An 18626-nucleotide genomic window follows, 5' to 3' on the forward strand; every position below is an offset into this window, starting at 1 on the left:
CTGCCCATATTCGCCAGCCTTCCAGGCTGGCGTTTTTTTAGCAAGTCTGTCGTTCGACATTCTGGAACGTCAACACCACCTTGCTCATTTCAAGCCCTTCATGGTTAATCCGTGCCAGCAGCAACTTAGCCGCATTTTCACCTGCTTTATCAAAGGCATAATTAAACGTTGATAATGCTGGTGTACACACCACGGACAATTCATCATTACCGACCCCAAGAATTTTGACATCCTCGCCAACTTTTAAGCCCAGCTCATTTGCCGCCCTGAGTGCACCTACCGCAATTCTATCCGTGGCACAAAATAATCCATCCGGCACAGCTTCTTGACTCAGATACTCTTTAGCCTGCTGATAGCCAGAATCAATGGAAAAGTCACCACGAGAATGGAACTGCAGCTGCAAACCATGAAAGTCCAACGCCTGAATAAGGCCTTGAGAGCGCTGAACGTCAACCGCAATATCGTCCCCCTGAACCCCGATAAAGCCAATATGTGTACATCCGGCCTCAATCAGGCGGTTTCCCGCTTCAAAACCCACCCGGGCATCATCATGAACAATACTCGGAATGTTATACATCGAGCCATCCTGGCCGACTAAGACGACCGGAGCTGCCGATTTTTGGATTGCCGTAACCAGATTTTTATCCAAATGAGTCGCGTACAGGATGATTCCCTCCACACGCTTTTGATTGAAGATCTGGATATACTCCAGCTCTTTCTGGTGCTCTTGCTGAGTACTCGCAAGCAACACATGCTTCCCTGCCTGCTCAAGAATATGCGTCAATCCATCAACCCCCTGAGCGGTGGCATGTGAAGCAACGCGCGGGACGATCACGCCGACCAAGTTGGTTTTTTGTGACTTAAGATCTTTGGCAACCTGATTCGGCACATAGCCACACTCTTGAATCGCTTTTTGCACGATAAGTTTGGTCGCTTCTTTAACACCATATTCGTTGTTTATTACCCTTGAAACCGTCGATTTAGAAACGCCGGCAACTCGGGCGACATCATGAAGACTCGCCATTTGTGTTATTCCATCTAGCTATACTGACGTAAGAATTGGGATTGTTTGCAACTAAATCCCCCTCCGTCTGAGGATTCTACCCCGAATAACACGCTTTCAGGAGCTTTTCTGCCGATCAATTTCACATAAATCCTGCTAATCTTTTGACGAGCAGCTATAATTGGGCAAAAATCAATCTTGCAAACGTTCCCAAAAGGTTTCTTGAATATAACCTAAATATTGATAGCAAATCGGGGTATACCATGAATTATCCGTCAATAGCACAAGAGTTAATGACTCATCTCGGTGGCAAAGAAAATATTGCCGCTCTGGCGCATTGCGCAACTAGACTGCGCTTAGCCGTAAAAGATGAGTCTCTCATCAATGAGCAAACAATTGAAAACCTGGAGGGCGTAAAAGGCCAGTTTAAAGTTGCGGGACAGTACCAAATTATCTTTGGTTCAGGCATCGTGAATCAGGTCTATGCCGAGATGACAAAACTCACTGGTTTGAGCGAAATGTCAACTAAAGATGTCGCTTCAGCAGGCGCCCAGAAGCAGAACATTGTTCAACGGGCGGTGAAAGGCCTGTCAGACATCTTCGTCCCTATCATCCCTGCGATTGTTGCCGGCGGTTTATTGATGGGTATCTACAACCTGCTAACCGCACAGGGACTCTTCATTGAAGGGATGTCATTGATCGAAGCCAATCCAGGCCTGACTGATCTGGCAAGCATGATTAACACCTTCGCCAACGCACCTTTTGTCTATCTACCCATATTGCTTGCTTTTTCCGCCAGCAAAAAGTTTGGCGGCAACCCATTCCTTGGCGCGGCTCTGGGTATGTTGATGGTTCACCCGGATCTATTGAATGGCTGGGGCTTCGGTAGTGCTTCCGTTTCGGGAACGATACCAACATGGAACATACTCGGTCTTGAAATTGAAAAAGTTGGTTATCAGGGCTCTGTTCTGCCGGTACTGGTTGCGGCCTTCATTCTGGCCAAAGTAGAGCTGGGGTTACGCAAAGTTATTCCTTCGGTATTAGATAACCTGCTGACCCCGCTACTGGCGATCTTCATTACCGGCCTGATCACCTTTACCGTTGTTGGACCATTTACCCGCGATCTTGGCTTCCTGCTCGGTGATGGCCTGAACTGGCTGTATGAATCTGCCGGATTTATCGGTGGTGCGGTATTTGGTCTGATCTATGCGCCATTTGTTATCACTGGCATGCACCACAGCTTTATTGCGATTGAAACTCAGTTGCTGGCAGATATTGCAACCACAGGCGGTACGTTTATCTTCCCAATCGCAGCCATGTCTAATGTCGCTCAAGGCGCAGCCGCTCTGGCGGTAGGTGTGATGAGCCGAGACAAGAAAATGAAAGGCATTGCTATTCCTTCTGGTATTACCGGTTTACTGGGCATCACAGAACCTGCCATGTTTGGTGTTAACCTGAAGCTTCGTTACCCATTCATTGCCGCAATCTCTGCCGCTGCGGTTTCAAGCGCATTCATCACCATGTTTAGCGTCAAAGCCCAGGCTCTGGGTGCGGCCGGTCTGCCAGGTATCATTTCCATTCAGCCTGACAAACTTGGCTACTACATCGTCGGTATGGTTATCGCTTTCATTACCTCGTTTGCATTGACTGTCGTCTTGGGCATGCGAGACCAGGCCAAGCAAAAAGCAAAGGCCGCTGCTTAGCGTTTTCTGACTAGCAGCTATTTCGCTAGCACTTTTAACTGTTAACTCCTTGGATGTTGAACTCCCCCAGACAACATCCCTCCTTATCGTAGTTCGATAGGTTTGCTAGTCGAGCCAATGTCGTCTCGACTAGCCTTTTTAAACTTTGTAATTAAAGGTAAGTAACATGAACCGTGTATGGGTAACAGGCGATGCCGTTGTTGACTTGATTCCAGACAGCGATGGAAAATTACTCAAATGTCCGGGAGGGGCCCCTGCTAATGTAGCAGTGGCTATTGCTCGTTTAGGCGGCAATACTGCATTTTTTGGCTGTGTCGGCCAAGACCCGTTCGGAAACTTTATGAACAACACCCTAATCCAGGAAGGTGTGAATACACAATACTTACGTAAAGATCCAGCTCAACGCACCTCCACGGTCGTGGTTGACCTGGATGATAGTGGTGAACGCAGCTTTACTTTTATGGTGAAGCCCAGCGCAGACCAGTTTATGCAAGTTGATGATATCCCTCCTTTTTCCTCTGGTGAATGGTTACACGTTTGTTCGATTGCACTGGCAAATGAGCCCAGTCGCAGCAGCACTTTAGAAGCGATTAAACGAATCAAGCACGCCGGCGGATATATCAGCTTTGACCCGAACTTAAGAGAAGAAGTGTGGGCAGACCCGACTGAAATCAAACCAGTCGTCAATCAAGTCATCCAACTCGCGGATGTGATTAAGTTTTCTGAAGAAGAACTGATGTTTTTAACCGACACCAACTCGATCAATGAAGGACTAGACAAACTGCAACGCCATAACAACACCTTAGTGCTCGTCACTCAGGGTGCCAAAGGCGTATTAATGGCTTTCGGAGATTCGAGAGAACTGCTCCCCGGGCAAAAAGTTACCCCCATCGACACAACCGGAGCCGGCGATGCATTCGTTGGCGGATTATTGGCAAAACTAGCCCAGCACACCAAATGGACAACGCCCGACACCATATATTCAGCAATCCGTTGGGCAAATGGTTGCGGTGCACTGGCAACAACCGCAAAAGGCGCAATGAGTGCTTTACCCAACGCTGCAGAACTCGCTGACTTTGTTCGCGCTTGAGTACAGGCAACTACTACACCTAACAACCTCACTGACACGATTTCAGTAGTCAGCTGACTATGAGGACCAGTCATGAATTGGACAGTCGAAAAACGTTATAGCCGATTAGAGGAAATTGCGCCATCCTCCGTAGAGCATATGGCCCACGAAACAACCCGAGATCCGGGCTATCCCCGCTATCACATAGCACCCAAATTTGGCCTGCTCAACGATCCCAATGGCTTATGCCATTTCAACGGCGAACACCACATTTTTTACCAGTGGACCCCGGTCGGCCCGGTGCACGGAATCAAATACTGGTATCACCTATCGACCAGAGACTTTGTTAATTTCACAGATCATGGCGTCGCACTTCACCCCGATCAGGATTACGACTCGCACGGAGTCTACTCAGGTAGCGCGCTCGTTGAAGGTGAGCAAGCGCTGCTGTTTTTTACCGGCAACAAACGTGACCAGAACTGGATTAGAACACCAACCCAGTGTTATGCCACGATGGATGCTGAGGGCACGATAGAGAAACAAGGTGTGATTGTCGAAAACACCATCTATACCGAACATTTCCGTGACCCCAAAGTGTGGAAAAAAGGCGACGAGTATTTCATGGTCGTGGGCGCACAAACCCGGGACAAAAAAGGAACCATGGCACTTTACCACGCCCAGGAGTTAGGCCAGTGGCAGCACAAGGGACAAATAAAAACCACCTGCAATGACTTCGGTTACATGTGGGAATGCCCGGATTTTTTTGAACTGGACGGCAAAGCAGTCATGCTCTTCTCCCCGCAGGGCGTTTCCAGCTCTAACTCTTATGATTTCAAGAACATATTTTCTGTCGCATATCTGGTTGGCGAGCAACTTAACCTGGACACAATGGAGCTCGAAGGGCTCCAGGAGATACGCCAGCCTGACTACGGCTTCGATTTTTACGCACCTCAGACCTACGTAGATGACAAAGGCAGACGAATTATGTTGGCCTGGATTGGCTTACCGGATATTGATACACCTTCGGTCAAGCACCAGTGGGCCGGCATGCTGACACTGCCCAGAGAACTCAGCGTAGAACAGGGCTACCTGGTGCAGAAACCTCTGGAAGAAATCCAGGCTCTGCGAGGCCAAGCGACTGACTTTAAGCATTCACTGACGCTTGATTCAACCAGTTTCTGTTTATCGTTTGAAACTGATCAGGAAGAATTTTCCGTCACACTACGCAACCACAGCGGAGAGAAGATTCAATTTTCGGCCACGCCAACAGAGTTGATCTTAGATCGCTCTGAAATGAGCGAGTTATACGCAGAAGAGTTCGGTCTGGTACGCAAAGCACCGCGGCTTGAAGCAAAACAACAGATTGAAATGTACGTCGATGGATCCGTGATTGAGATTTTCCTCAATAATGGTAAACACACCATGACCAGTCGCTTTTTCATTTCTGACTTAAGTAGCATTGAAGCTTGTGGTGAACTGGATTTAACTTACTGGCCCATGGCCAATATCAGTGGTTTAGACCGAACCTAGGACAAACCACCGCCCGGTTAGCAACACAGCAAGTGCATGTTACAACATCAAAGGAGACGGTAGTTCCGTCTCCTTTTGTTTTATCACTACCGCGTACAGGCCAGTAAGAAGCATGCCCCTGAGGGCTTGAATAGAGCCACTCAAATCTGTTTGCAGTGGAGTAAACTCAGTGAGTGATTATACCTGCAGTGCTTACCACCAGGCTTCCACCTGCATACCGACACTAATGTCAGTATCAGCATCCTGACCAAACGCATTTTCGTTTTCAGCGTCGTTCAGATAAGAAGCAAACACACGAATTTCCGGACGAGCCCAGAAGCCCGATTGTGGTACCCACGCCTGAGCGACGGTGAATTTGCTACCTGCGCCATCCTGATCATTGATCGTTTCTGAGAATCCACCAATTTCAAGTAATGTGCGCATACGTTTATTCCACTTATAAACCGGTCGAACTACCACGCTGAAAGTAGAATCATCAGTATCTGTACCATCGACATCGGTTGCGGCCGCATAACGAACTGAATGACCCAGTTCGATGTTCTCACCAATGTTAACGACACCCCAGTTTATAATCCGGAAACCTTCTGCATCGTTGTTCGATGCGTCACGAACAATGCCTTTGCCGCTACCATAAGTCGTCATTTGCTCTGCATAGCCGGAGTTGGCCAGCTGTAAAATCGTTTTGTTAAAACCGTTATCCAAAGTGTGGTTAAGGCTGGCCGTAAACATTAGGGCATTATCTGCATCAACGGTTTGATCCTTTCTTTCTTTTACTACGTTGTAGTCCAGACCGATTTCCAGATCCGCTTTATCCCACAAAGGGATACCCGCATAGCGAACATCTGCGATTACGCCTGTAACATCATCATCTTGTTCATCAACAGTATCCTGGATCAGCGCGACCGATAACTTACCTGGCCCAATATTGATATGCTCGAAACCGCCACCAATGCCACTTACATCCCAGTAATAGTTATCAACAATGTGCACATCATGACGTTGATAGTAACGGTCACCAGCCCAAACTGTAATATCTTTATCCTCGAACAAACCTTTTGCCTGTACATTAAGCTGGACGATATTCACCGAGCGGTCTGAGGAGTTGTCATCCTGGCCTTCCCAATAAGCAAGCATTGAGTCAACCCTGAATGTCACCTCATCTTCGTTATACAGTTCTTTGTTGAAACCGAGTTCGCCATATAGATCATTTTCATTCCCTAAACGACCAACTTTATTCACTTCCCATTTATTGTTTGCTCCGCTTTCCTGGCTTAGTCCAACACCACCTCGCATGTAGCCGTTGAATCCCAAGTTAGAGGCGGCGCCTTCAGCCATTGCGGTTGATGTAAGAGCTAGGGCCAGTGCACCGACAAGTGGGGATATTTTCATACTTATGTTTCCTTGTTTAGTTTGTACCAGGTTCTCTCCATCCAAAATGGGAACAGTCCCAGAACAAAAGAAATAAAAATGGGAACAGTCCCATAAATCGAAATGATGCTATTATTTTATGGATTGGTGCAAAAGTGATTTAGTTAATGAATGATAGCTTTATCACTAAATTAGAGGGTTTTGTGATCTTGCCACGTAGTCAGATCACGACTTGGGGTGATGAGCGCTGCTTTAGCTGATGTTCTTCAGCAAACCGGCAACCACGAAAATCGTCGGCAACACAGCGCCCTGCCGGATATCATCTCGGCCTATAACCTTTATTACTTTTTTTAATAGATACGCGTTTTACACATCAACAACCACAAATCAATGGAATAACCAACTGATTTTATTGGTCTTAAATTAAGCTAACGTCAGAGAAACGCTCAGCCAATAACACAGCAAGCCCACTACCCACTCCGTATTAAGATCTGTAATAAGCACTATTACCCCGGTTAAGAGCGCTTTTCAGTATTCTTCTTTTATCTGATTGCTAACACATTGATTTCAGATATACGCGGCATGGATTCAAATCATCAAAGCCGCCTAAGGATATCACTCACGCACGGAAGCCACTCAATCGATAGAGGAAAGCTATGACTGTTAATAAATCCCTGCTGGCGCTTGCGGTGACCTCCGCAGCCTCATTCAACGCGGCGGCAGCCCTTGAGCAACCCAATATCGTGATGATCATGCTGGATGACGTCGCACCGATGGATATCTCCGCCTATCACCGTGGGCTGGGAGCGATCAAAACCCCGAACATTGACCGCATTGCAGACAAAGGGCTGATGGTTTCAGACTACTACGCACAAGGCAGTTCGACGGCCGGGCGCTCAGCATTCATCACTGGTCAGTACCCTATCCGTACGGGCCTGACTTCCGTCGGTCAGCCAGGTTCTTTCCGCGGCCTGAACCAAGAAGACCCAACGCTGGCTGCAATGCTGAAAGACAAAGGCTACGACACCATTCACGTGGGCAAGAGTCACTTAGGCGATCGCAACAGCATGTTACCGACCGTCAACGGGTTCGATGAATACTATGGCTTCCTTTACCACCTGAATGTGATGGAACAGCCTGAACAGCCGGAATACCCGCAAGATCCGAACTATGTCGGCCGTCCCCGCAACGTTATCCACACTTTCGCGACTGACACGTATGACAACACCGACGACCCGCGTTTTGGTGCAGTCGGTAAACAGAAGATCATCGACAAAGGTGAACTGGGCGCAAAGCGCATGGAAACCATCGATCAGGAGTTCAATGAGTTTGCGATTGACTGGATTGACGCACAGCAAAAAGCAACACCGAATAAACCATTCTTCATGTGGTACAACCCATCCCGCATGCACTCCATTACCCATGTTCAGGAGAAGTACCTCGGCTCAAGTCAGGTGAGTTTTTACTACGATGCGGTTCGCGAACTGGACGATCAGATCGGCAAATTACTCGATAAACTAGAAGCGACCGGCGAGATGGACAATACCATCATCCTGTTTACCTCGGACAACGGGGTCAACCTTGACCATTGGCCGGATGCGGGTGCGGCGTCGTTCCGCGGGCAGAAAGGCACCACCTATGACGGCGGATTCCGGGTACCGATGTTGGTGAGCTGGCCGGAAAAACTGCCTCAGGGCGCATACGTTGACGGCCTGATGAGTGCAGAAGACTGGGTGCCAACCCTGATGGCGGCAGTCGGTGAGACGAAAATCAAGCAAGATCTGCTGGAAGGTAAAACCATCAATGGCAAAACATACAAAGTGCACCTGGATGGTTACAACCAGCTCGACATGCTGAAAAATGGCGGCGAAAGCAAGCGCCATGAGTTTTTCTACTACAACGAAGACAGTCTGAACGCACTGCGAGTCGATCAATGGAAAGTCCACCTGCGCACCAAAAAGGAGTGGGCAGCACCGGTCGTCGAACAGCCATTGGGAATCTTGCTTAACATTAAAGCTGACCCGTATGAGCGCTCTATTGATACCCGCGGCTGGTTTCTGTGGATGAAGGAACGCACCTGGGTGGTGCCTACGCTGCAAAAATACATGATTCAGCACCAGAAGTCGCTTGAAGCGTTCCCGCCAAGACAAAAAGCCGGCGGTATCGGTATGGCCGATAAATCCGTGGTTGCCAAGTAAAGCAGCCCATTGCAACAGAAGGGCAAGCTTGTCCTTCTGTTGCTAGCTAACACGACCCCAAAACCCGTCGTCATGGATGGCGAGCATCAATAAGTGAGATCCAGTAATGACGACTCAAACCCCGCTTCCCTTCAGCCTGTTTATCAAAACAGAAGGAGCAAAATGCAACCTAGACTGCAGCTATTGCTACTACCTGAACCACCAGCAGCAATACGACAAAGGCATGGCACTAGGCACCGTTGAGAAACTGATTAAAAACCATATTCGCTCCCAGCCGAACACACATGCTCCTGTTGATTTTATCTGGCATGGTGGGGAACCTTTACTTCGTGGTCTGCAGTTCTATGCTCAGGCAGTCACTTATCAGCAGCAATTTGGGCAAAGGCGTCCGATCCGCAACACCATTCAGACCAATGGCACCTTAATCAACAACCGCTGGGCAGAGTTTTTCAAAAAACACCAGTTCATGGTTGGTGTGTCTGTCGACGGCCCGCAAATTCACAATGACATTGCCCGAGTAGATAAAAACGGCGGGTCCTCTTTTGAGCGTACCATGCGCGGTATCGAGCACCTTAAAAAGTACGAGGTCGAGTTCAATACCCTGACGGTGGTGAATAACCGTACTTATAAGCATGGCCAAGCCATCTATCGTTTCCTCAAAGAACACGGCAGCGACTACCTGCAGTTCCAGCCCTGTCTCGACCACGAGCTGGATCGTCGCTCCCAATATGACTGGAGCCTGAATGGGGCTCAGTGGGGCGAGTTTTTATGTAATGTTTTTGATGCCTGGTGCGAAGAAGACATCGGCAAAGTATACGTTCAGTTCTTCGAAAACTGCCTGATGATCCTGATGGGTCAGCCAAGCCAGATGTGCCATCACAGCGCAACCTGTGGTCAGCAGCTAATGACCGAAGCCAACGGCGAGGTGTACAGCTGTGATCACTTCGGTTACCCCAGCCACAAACTCGGTAATCTCGAAGACACTCCGCTTCAGGGTATGGTGAGCTCGAAACAACAGCGGTCATTCGGCCTTGAAAAGCAGACGTCACTTTGTCACCAGTGCAACAACTGTGATTTTCTCGGCTTGTGTCACGGTGGCTGCCCGAAAAATCGAACCCTAGCCGCGGAACCCGGCAAGCAACTCAATCAGCTGTGCGATGGCTACCGACTATTCTTCCGTTATGCGTTACCCCGCCTGCTGAAAATGGTAACCGCAATGCAACAAGGCTACTCACCGGCATTTTATCGTTTGTTTTAATATGCTCTGACCTTGTAGCGGGAGCCTGCATGGTTCTCGCCATTTTCCGGCGGTCGACACAAACGATAGTCGATGAGCAAGGCTGCCGATGCACTGAACATCGCTCAGCCTGTCATCTGGATGAGGTTGTTAAATCAGGCATCGCTGATTCATTCACACATGATCGCTTTGGCCTGATCAAACAACCAAGTTGTCAGAGGATCAATGCGGTTTCTCTGATGGGTAAACAATGAAAACTGACGGTAACGCGCGTCATTGGTCAGCACTTCCGGCAAAGGCTCGAAACGGTAGCGCCCTTTAAAACGCATCATGTTGTGTCTGGAGGTAATACTAATGAAATTGCTATTTTCTAGCAGCCCCAGCAACATACTGATATCACTGGTGCGTACCTGAATGTATTTTTGTAGTTCGATGTTTTTAATGATTTTTTCTCGGCGCGATGACTCATTCTCACCATAAATCAAATTAGTACAGAGCGGGTATTTCAGCGCTTCTTCCACCGTTGGCTCGACAAGCGGATGGTCATTTCTCATCACCATCACAAACTCATCATTGCCAATGTCTTTTTGCAAAATGTTTTTATTGGTGGGCATTGGCAGGTAGCTAAAGCCCCAGCACTTTCGCTTCAGCTCCATATCCCTTATGGCGTCAAACGCCCAATGGTAGCACTCTACCGTCGCGTTTGGCGCCTGCTCAGCAATTTTGTTCACCAAAGGTACCGCCAGGGTACTCATCAGCGGCGGCGAGAAAAGCAGTGAGAGCTCACCGGTGACCTGACTGATATCCCACTTAGACTCGTCAACGTATAAAGTGTCAAGCCCATCTAACAAAGCAGGAAGCTGCTCCAGCAGCTGCTGACAACGTAAAGTCGGTTCCAGCTTATTTTTATCTCTTACAAAGAGAGGATCGTTGAACTGCTCACGCAGCTTTTTCAGCATAACGCTGATCGTGGGTTGGCTCACATGAAGACGCTTTGCTGCTTGTACGGTTTGTCGCTCTTCATTGAGAATGACAAGCAAACGCAGTAAGTTTAGATCTTTAGTCATTGAAAAGGTTACACTAATAAGCACTGTTTCTGTTAGGTACAACATACTAAAGCACATGAGTCCCAACCTCCAAGAACGAAGGACATACTGGTTTTAAATATGTGTATTGGGTTGGTCCCAGGCACCTCTAGCGAGAAGCCTCGGCAAGTCTGACCCTGATACTAGTCAAATTAAGCAGTACCGTCGCCACTAAAACAGACAGTGAGATTGAGATAAGCCGGGTAAACTCAGCACTTAGTGGATCACTGCCTTGATAAGCGATAATTTGACTGACCAACACAATAAAATTGGTAAACAACAACTGGTAAATACTCAGTCGACACTGACGCCGAATAGCAAAACAGGCCAGTTGCAGGCCGAAAAAGCAGGTAACGCCAAGCGTGACCCACACCGGCAAGCCCATACTATGCACCAGCATGATCGGGATGGTCATCATGATCCCGATTGTTGTTGCAGTCAGCCGGTTATTACGAAAGATCCGCTGATCACGTGCAACAGGGATTTTGATCATACTGCCAATAGTGATGGCAATTAACATAGCCTGTGAACTTCCTGTGCCGATCAGCGCGAACAAAACTAACAGCAATGCGGTCGCCTTAAACGCAATCAGGCCAAGATGAAGATCTGCCCCTTCCATATCTTGTTCATCCGGCAAAATATCCTTTTCGTCCCCAGGAAACAGCAAAAAGCTGGTGTAAGTCGCCACCAAAGCAGTGATAAAAGTCTCCAACATCAACAGAGGCAAACTAGAGATAGAGATCCCAAACTGCAAACTGACGACACAGGTAATGATAACGAACAACAACACCAGAGTCGCCAGCATATCTTTAGGATCTTTATGACTACGATAGAAGCTCCAAAACAGCATCAACCAGCAGAACAAACCGTATCCGGTCGGCGAATCCACCAGGCTTTCCCCGATCACAATAACACCAAAGCTCACCACCAAGATCACCGCCAATAGTTTCAACATCATCGCCATCGGCGGCCTGGCTGGCATAATGGTCAGAAAAATGACCACCAGCATCGGGGCTAACACGGGCACCAATGCCCCCTGTGACGCTAGGTAAAACAGTAATAACGTTGGAGTAAACACCAAACGGATAACGGGATTAGCTGCGCTACGAAACATAGGTCCAGATACTCAAGATTCTCATCCACAAACCAGCCAACCATTCACCTAATCGGCTTTGCTCCGTATAAAAGGCCACCGTCGCCTGCGAGCCATAACGAATATTGGTCAACTGAGCGCTCTCATCAAAAACGACATTGATAGGATAACGGTGTGGGCTGGCCCCCGTCGAACCGGCATTGAGAAAACCAGTGGCCGGGTCGATATCGTTACTACCGCCGGTCCCCCAACCAATACTGTCAACTTTGCCCGTCAGTACCCGGCCAGGCAGGGCATCCAGGACGATTTTCACCGTTTGGCCCGGTCGAATATGTTCGAGTGAGTTTTCCCGCGCCAGTGCAGAAATCCAGACGCTGCGCGGATCAATGAACGTGAGCAGTGGCGAACCCGCGGCTGCGGTTTGGCCAACGGTCAACTGCAGATTAGTCACAATTCCTCGCGACGGTGCCACAATTTCGGTTTTCTTCAGATCAAGCTGAGCCTTCTCCAGGTTGGCCATGGCGGTTAAGATTTGTGGATTGTTACTTCCAGTCGGGCCTAAGTTTTTCTGAGCCTGGACTAAAGAAGCCTGAGCCGCCTCCAGACCAGCCTGGGCGCGCTGTTTTACTTCCAGTGCATTATCAAGATCCGATTGACTCAACACACCTCGCCGCGCAAGCTCAGCCGTACGGTTTGCCTGCTCTCTGGCGTTATTCCGCGCTGCCAAAGCATCCACCACACGCGCCTGTGCCACTTCAACCGCAGCCGTACTTGCGCCAATATTCTGTCCTGTCAGCGCCAACTTAGCCTGGGCGGTACGTAGGGCAAGTTGGTAATTGCGCGGGTCAATCTTAAACAGCGTTTCTCCGGACTCAACAATCTGGTTGTTTTCGACCGCAACTTCAATAATATTACCAGACACTTCCGGTGCGACTCTGACCAAATAGGTGTGTACTTGGGCATCACTGGTAATTGGAGTAACGCGATCGGACCACAAACTATACAACCAAACCGCGAGCACGACAGAAATGATTACAATACTCAGCTTTTGAGAGGATTTTTCAGCATCTGACATAACTATCCACTAATAAAAACAATCAATCCTTGAAGTATAAACGATTGATTTAGCGTATAAAGGCTACCAGGTTCAAATTTAGCGTTACAACTAAATTTGCACGCTGGATCGTAACCATGCCGTCATCAATGTGGTAACGTTCCGGTATAAACGCCTATCCTACAGACTATCTACTCTATGAACAAAGATCTCAATTTGCTCCGCCTTATGCTTGTCTTAAACGAAGAAAAGCAGACCGTCAGCACCGCGAAACGTCTGCATGTGAGCCAACCGACGATCAGCGTCATGCTGCGAAAACTCAGAGAGCAATTTAACGATCCGTTGTTTGTTCGTAATAGAAGTAAGCTGGAGCCAACACCACGCTGTATACAGATCCTGAATCAGTTACCCCCGTTGCTCGACCAACTTGATGCGCTATATATCGATGACAGTGCCTGGGATATCAGCAAGTTGTCTGGGGATTACTCACTTATTTTTGCGCCGCCTTTGATGTCAACACTGGGCGCTCCCATCATGCAAAAACTGACCAATCTCGCGCCGGATGTAACCGTAGATTGCTACCAGTGGGGGTTTGATGCCTTGCGGGACCTGGAAATTAAACCTAACTGCTGGGGGATCTCATACCTGCCGATGGAAACCAACAAAAACCTTATGCAGAAAGATATCGGCAAAGACGAGTTTATGCTCATCGTACGGCCAGACCACCCGCTGGAGTCTTATGAACTGGAGCAACTGCTCAAGTATCCAATGTGTATTAACCTTATTCATGGCGAGATCGAGGCATCTCGCAGCGAAAAGCTGATTAAAAAACTGGGGCTGGGTAAGCACATCAGCGTGCGAACGAGCGATATCTACGTGATGATGACCATGGTAGAGCAAAGTGATTACCTCGGCATAGTCTCTAAAAACACCATGCAGAGACTGCAAGGCCGCTTTAAGTTCATTCCTCTACCCGCTGAACTGACCGATGATGCCCGCTACCGGGAAGTCTCCCTGTTTACCCACCAGCGCAACCGCTCTGATCCGCTGACCAACTGGTTGTTCCAAGAGTGTGCTGAGCTGCTCAAACAGTATTAAAATTCTTAATAATTAATATAGGAAAGGTTCGATTTCCGATCGCACTGCGCTCCGATACCCTTGGTCATGTCCTGAAAAAACATTCCAAGAGGTTTATCTATGAAGAAGTCGTTACTCGCCTTATCGTTATTATCAACGGTCTGTTTACCCACACAGGCCGAAACGAAGGTTTCAGCTGAAGAAGAGCTGGCTTATAACCTGGGACTGCAAGCCTTTATCTACGGCGCAGGCCCACTAACGGTTGCCGCGGTCCGGGAAACCTCAACCTCCGTAAGTCAACCCATGGATAATGCAATGGCGCCGCTGAACAAAATGGGGAAAACCCGTCAGCTTTCCGGCCCTCAAGATCGCATTGTTCCGACCGTCAATAATGACACCATGTACTCTCAAGCTCATTATGACCTGGACCTCGCTGGTCCGATGGTGATTGAGCTCCCGCCAACGGGCAATCGTTACTATATCGTTCAGTTATTGGATGCGTATTCAGACTCGATTACCGATCTCTATCAGGGCAACACCGGCACTAAAGGCAGTAAAGTGTTGCTGGTCAACAAAGGTTGGAAGGGCGATATACCCAAAGGCATTGATCAGGTGGTGGAATCGAGAACCCCCATGGTGTGGCTGATTCATCGTACCGGTGTGTTCGGGCCTGAAGATCAGGCCGATGCCGTCGCAGTACATGATCGCTTTATTACTTACCCATTAGATGAGCTTGGCCAGGAGCATGGTCCGATTAAGCTGGCTCATGCTAAAGGAGGAATTCCTCCGATGACAACACCGAAGGGCCTCGACTGGTATGCTCTGATTGACCGGGAGCTACGCAAGAATCCGTTAGCAGAAACACAATCAATGGTCGCGCAGTTTGAGTATATCGGTATTGGTGGCGAACAACCGTTTGATGCAGACAAGCTGTCTGACGCGCAAAAGCGTGGCTTATTACGTGCGCTTGCCTCGGCACAAAACATTATTCAATACGCGGGACGTAGCGTAGGTACCACCAACAATGGCTGGTCAATGATGTTTGAAGGCGGTCGCTATGGTAACGACTACTTAAGCCGTGCCAGTATCAACCTGCGAGCTGCGGGCCTGAACGTCCCCGAACGGGCACTGTATCCAAACCGCTACACCGACAGCAAAGGGGCTCAGCTCAACGGCGCACATCAATATCGAATGACGATGCCGGCAGATGCACCTGCTGAAGCGTTCTGGTCACTGACCATGTACGATGCGGAAAACCTGTTCATGGTAGAAAATGAAATCGATCGCTACTCGATTTCCACCAACCGCAAACAAGAACTGAAATACGCCAAAGACGGTACGCTGCCTATCTGTATTCAACATGAGAAACCAACTGATTCAGCCTGTAACTGGCTTCCGGCACCAAAAGACGACTTCTATCTGCATATTCGACTTTACGAGCCAACTCAAGCGGTGCTCGATAACCAGTACGAAATGCCGCAAGTCATCAAGCTGTAAATAGCATCTCACATCCGGCCTCCCCATCCGGGGGCGCTTAATATCCTAATTCTCTAAAAACGTACGGAGTGTGTATGTCACTTACCTATCCGAGACTCTCTGCGCTGGCATTAGCCATCATCTCTTGCCACAGTCATGCTGCTGCCACGCTGGTTTCAGAAATGAGCCACCTGAATGTGGGGACGGCGGGAGCAGGATCAGCGGTGTCGGCAGACGGAGCCTCAACCGCCTATTCTAACCCTGCCGCAATGGGATACCTGAAAGACACCCACCTGGCATTCAACCTTGCCTCAATGGCTTTGAATATTGAATACCAAGATGACCGCGAGCAAGCGTTAAGTAGCGGTAACGCCGGTGGTATTCAACCCTACGGCTCACTTTATGCCCTTACGCCATTGAGCGAAAACATCAACTTCGGTATGGCCATGGTGGCGACCGGCGGAAGCGGACTGGACTACGGCAACAGCTACGCCGGCCGCTTAGGTCTCAATGATCTGCAGCTCAGTGTCTTACAGCTTAACCCCTCACTAAGCTATAAAGTCAACGCCCGCTGGAATCTCGGCGTCGGTGTACAAATCGACCGAGCGGCATTTGAGCAGCGCTTTCTCTCCCAGCGAGCTGCACTTGAATCGACATCCCTGGCATTCGGCTATAACTTAGGGGCGACCTACCAGCTCAATCAACAGCATCGCTTTGGTGTCACCTACCGCTCTAAAATGGAGCACCAGCTTGAAGGTGAATTAAGCCTGCTCAACCGACAAATGGACATGACCATCGATTTAATCAACGCCGCAAGGCTGGAGCTGTCTGGTCACCATCAACTGACACCGCCGATAGCTTTGGTTTGGAGTGTGGGCCAGGAATACTGGAGTGCCAATGACGCAAGCCTGGTACAGGCGGGAAACATCGAAGGCACTATGGTACGTGGTTTCGACGATATTTGGTTTGCTGCCATTGGCAGTAAGATCGAACTAACGCCTAAGCTGGGCATTGAAATGGGCGTGGGCTATGTAAGCTCGCCGCTTGATGATGCGACGCTACAATCGCCGGATCTGCCCGTTGAACGCCAGCTCAAATACAGTATTGGCGGAGATTATCAGTGGAGCACGTCAACCACCATCAAGACCTATTACAGTTACGTGGATTATGGCAATCCGGAAATCGACAACGGTTTACTGCAAGGCCGCTACGATAACCACAACCACTTCTTTGGTCTGGAGTTAGACTATCGGTTCTGATAACCCCCCCGGTACTCGCTCACAAATGTAAAAAGGGCCCTGCTGCGGGCCCTTTGTTTATTTTATCCCTGCCTAAAGCGCAGATAAGAACGACTTCGCCGCAGTTAAGCGGAGCGTCGCACCACCAATGATGTCGAGAAATCCCAGCAGATGGTGCGGCTTATTCGCACTGATCCAGGCTGAGCCGGTCGCACCAATCGGCAGTACCTCCATCGTGTGTGCATCGATCTCAAGGATCACAGTACGCCCCACAGAAGGTGCGCCGCGTTGAATGTGGCTCGACACCGCTTGCTCGCGAGGAAGAAGATTGCCCTGCGCTTCTCCGGTGGCCTTAACCACACTGTGTACCCGGGAGCGGAAAATTTGCCCCGGGAAAGCATCCACATAAAACTCGCTGAACTGCCCTACCTTAATATTGCCGTATGCCTGATCAGGAATACGCATCTCCACAAACTTTTTACTGGTATCCCACAAGTGCAATGACCCCACCCGGGTACCATCAGCGACATAAACATGCGTGACCATGCCATCGAAAGGGGCTCTGACCGTAAGCCGGGACAAATCAAACTCCAGGCTACCTTTCTTCGCGACCAGACCATCGTATTTGGCCTGCAGCACCTTCATTTCCGCGTTCAGCACCTCGACTAAGTCTTGTGAATTCTCAAGATCTTTTGCACTTACATGCACGCCCATAGACTGATTGCGCTCAAGGTCACGTTCAGCTTGTGCCAACTGGACTTGCTTGGCCTCAACGGTACGCGCCACTTCATTTAAGCCCGATTCAACCTCGGTGATGGCCGCGGTGATCTTGTCATCTTTGAGTGTGTAAAGCACATCCCCCTTGCCGACCTCCTGGTTGTGCTCAACATAAATTTCATCCATATGCTGACCAAACGCTGGTGATAACACGGCATGAGGCGCTTTGATAGTGGTCGAGTTGGTCAAATCGATCGGAGAGTAAAATCGGTGGCCAAGAAATAACGCCAGAGCCAGCAATATCCCGATGGTGGTGGTGATGAAATAGTTTCTCGCCGTTGGTTTTAATACTTTAAATTTAAACAGTAACCAAACCACGAGAAGATACGGAAGCATAATCTCTTTCATTAGCGTGTACCTTTTATCCAAAGCTGGGCTTTATCCCAATCGGTGACAATTGCGATGACAGCCAGAATCCATAACGGTTTATATGCCAAACCAAGCAAACACAGCCAAAAGACTAATTTTGCCTGAGCCAGACCGCGCTCTTTTGCTAAGTGTTTAGGGAGCGAGTGAATGTGCCATAGCTTGGCGATAACCCAAACCGCTATCGCCACCGTCACAATGACGACAAACCACATGAACGCGATAGATTCGAGTAATGGATAGACGCTTGGGTAAGTATCGTAAGTTAAGGTGGTAGGATGTATTTCCATAGTCGAACTCTCCGTAAAAACGCTTCCCTGCGCAAAATCCATGGATTGTGTTTGAGCCAGAA

General features: G+C 48.9%; 15 protein-coding genes. 8 read left to right on the plus strand and 7 right to left on the minus strand.

Going from position 1 to position 18626, the window contains the following annotated elements; translation table 11 throughout:
• Positions 1–37: 37 nt before the first annotated feature.
• Positions 38–1024 (minus strand): LacI family DNA-binding transcriptional regulator, encoded by a 987-nt coding sequence (locus P2G85_RS07385; RefSeq protein ID WP_275863461.1) that lies wholly within the window; start codon positions 1022–1024, stop codon positions 38–40.
• A 242-nt stretch (positions 1025–1266) separates the two neighbouring features.
• Between P2G85_RS07385 and P2G85_RS07390 the strand changes: the two genes are divergently transcribed.
• From P2G85_RS07390 to P2G85_RS07400, 3 genes are all read left to right on the plus strand, one after another.
• Positions 1267–2706: a sucrose-specific PTS transporter subunit IIBC gene (locus P2G85_RS07390; protein ID WP_275863462.1), complete on the plus strand. Its 1440-nt coding sequence runs from the start codon at positions 1267–1269 to the stop codon at positions 2704–2706.
• 166 nt (positions 2707–2872) lie between these two features.
• The gene (locus P2G85_RS07395) at positions 2873–3796 is read left to right on the plus strand and encodes an aminoimidazole riboside kinase (protein ID WP_275863463.1); all 924 of its coding nucleotides are present in this window, start codon (positions 2873–2875) and stop codon (positions 3794–3796) included.
• A gap of 72 nt (positions 3797–3868) precedes the next feature.
• Entirely contained in the window at positions 3869–5305 is a 1437-nt protein-coding gene (locus P2G85_RS07400; RefSeq protein ID WP_275863464.1) for a sucrose-6-phosphate hydrolase, read from the plus strand.
• A 192-nt stretch (positions 5306–5497) separates the two neighbouring features.
• Here P2G85_RS07400 and lamB read toward each other — a convergent pair whose 3' ends face one another.
• On the minus strand, positions 5498–6694 hold the full coding sequence (gene lamB / locus P2G85_RS07405) for a maltoporin LamB (protein WP_275863465.1): 1197 nt from the start codon (positions 6692–6694) through the stop codon (positions 5498–5500).
• Positions 6695–7329: 635 nt separating this feature from the next.
• On the opposite strand from lamB, the gene P2G85_RS07410 reads away from it, so the two are divergent.
• Complete coding sequence (locus P2G85_RS07410; RefSeq protein WP_275863466.1) at positions 7330–8871, plus strand: sulfatase-like hydrolase/transferase; 1542 nt, start codon at positions 7330–7332, stop codon at positions 8869–8871.
• Positions 8872–8977: 106 nt separating this feature from the next.
• On the plus strand, positions 8978–10129 hold the full coding sequence (locus P2G85_RS07415) for an anaerobic sulfatase maturase (protein WP_275863467.1): 1152 nt from the start codon (positions 8978–8980) through the stop codon (positions 10127–10129).
• A 149-nt stretch (positions 10130–10278) separates the two neighbouring features.
• Here P2G85_RS07415 and P2G85_RS07420 read toward each other — a convergent pair whose 3' ends face one another.
• The 3 genes from P2G85_RS07420 to P2G85_RS07430 all read right to left on the minus strand — a co-directional run bounded on the left by P2G85_RS07420 (position 10279) and on the right by P2G85_RS07430 (position 13361).
• Entirely contained in the window at positions 10279–11175 is an 897-nt protein-coding gene (locus P2G85_RS07420) for a LysR family transcriptional regulator (protein ID WP_275863468.1), read from the minus strand.
• Between the two features lie 127 nt (positions 11176–11302).
• Complete coding sequence (locus tag P2G85_RS07425; protein WP_275863469.1) at positions 11303–12307, minus strand: DUF2955 domain-containing protein; 1005 nt, start codon at positions 12305–12307, stop codon at positions 11303–11305.
• Positions 12297–13361 (minus strand): HlyD family secretion protein, encoded by a 1065-nt coding sequence (locus tag P2G85_RS07430; protein WP_275863470.1) that lies wholly within the window; start codon positions 13359–13361, stop codon positions 12297–12299. The genes P2G85_RS07425 and P2G85_RS07430 overlap by 11 nt, the downstream gene beginning before the upstream one ends.
• Positions 13362–13538: 177 nt before the next feature.
• Here P2G85_RS07430 and P2G85_RS07435 point away from each other — a divergent pair, with 177 nt between their 5' ends.
• The 3 genes from P2G85_RS07435 to P2G85_RS07445 all read left to right on the plus strand — a co-directional run bounded on the left by P2G85_RS07435 (position 13539) and on the right by P2G85_RS07445 (position 17152).
• Positions 13539–14438 (plus strand): LysR family transcriptional regulator, encoded by a 900-nt coding sequence (locus P2G85_RS07435; protein WP_275863471.1) that lies wholly within the window; start codon positions 13539–13541, stop codon positions 14436–14438.
• Between the two features lie 99 nt (positions 14439–14537).
• Complete coding sequence (locus tag P2G85_RS07440; protein WP_275863472.1) at positions 14538–15914, plus strand: DUF1254 domain-containing protein; 1377 nt, start codon at positions 14538–14540, stop codon at positions 15912–15914.
• 74 nt (positions 15915–15988) lie between these two features.
• Positions 15989–17152, plus strand: coding sequence for an outer membrane protein transport protein (locus P2G85_RS07445; RefSeq protein WP_275863473.1), 1164 nt, complete (start codon positions 15989–15991; stop codon positions 17150–17152).
• A gap of 72 nt (positions 17153–17224) precedes the next feature.
• Here the strand turns inward: P2G85_RS07445 and P2G85_RS07450 are convergent, their stop codons facing one another.
• The gene (locus tag P2G85_RS07450) at positions 17225–18256 is read right to left on the minus strand and encodes a biotin/lipoyl-binding protein (RefSeq protein WP_275863474.1); all 1032 of its coding nucleotides are present in this window, start codon (positions 18254–18256) and stop codon (positions 17225–17227) included.
• Positions 18256–18564, minus strand: a complete 309-nt coding sequence (locus tag P2G85_RS07455; protein ID WP_275863475.1) for an Mg2+ and Co2+ transporter — start codon at positions 18562–18564, stop codon at positions 18256–18258. Before P2G85_RS07455 ends, P2G85_RS07450 begins: the two co-directional genes overlap by 1 nt.
• Positions 18565–18626: the final 62 nt, after the last annotated feature.

It is taken from the genome of Vibrio sp. CAU 1672, from assembly GCF_029223195.1.
Taxonomy (GTDB): Bacteria; Pseudomonadota; Gammaproteobacteria; order Enterobacterales; family Vibrionaceae; genus Vibrio.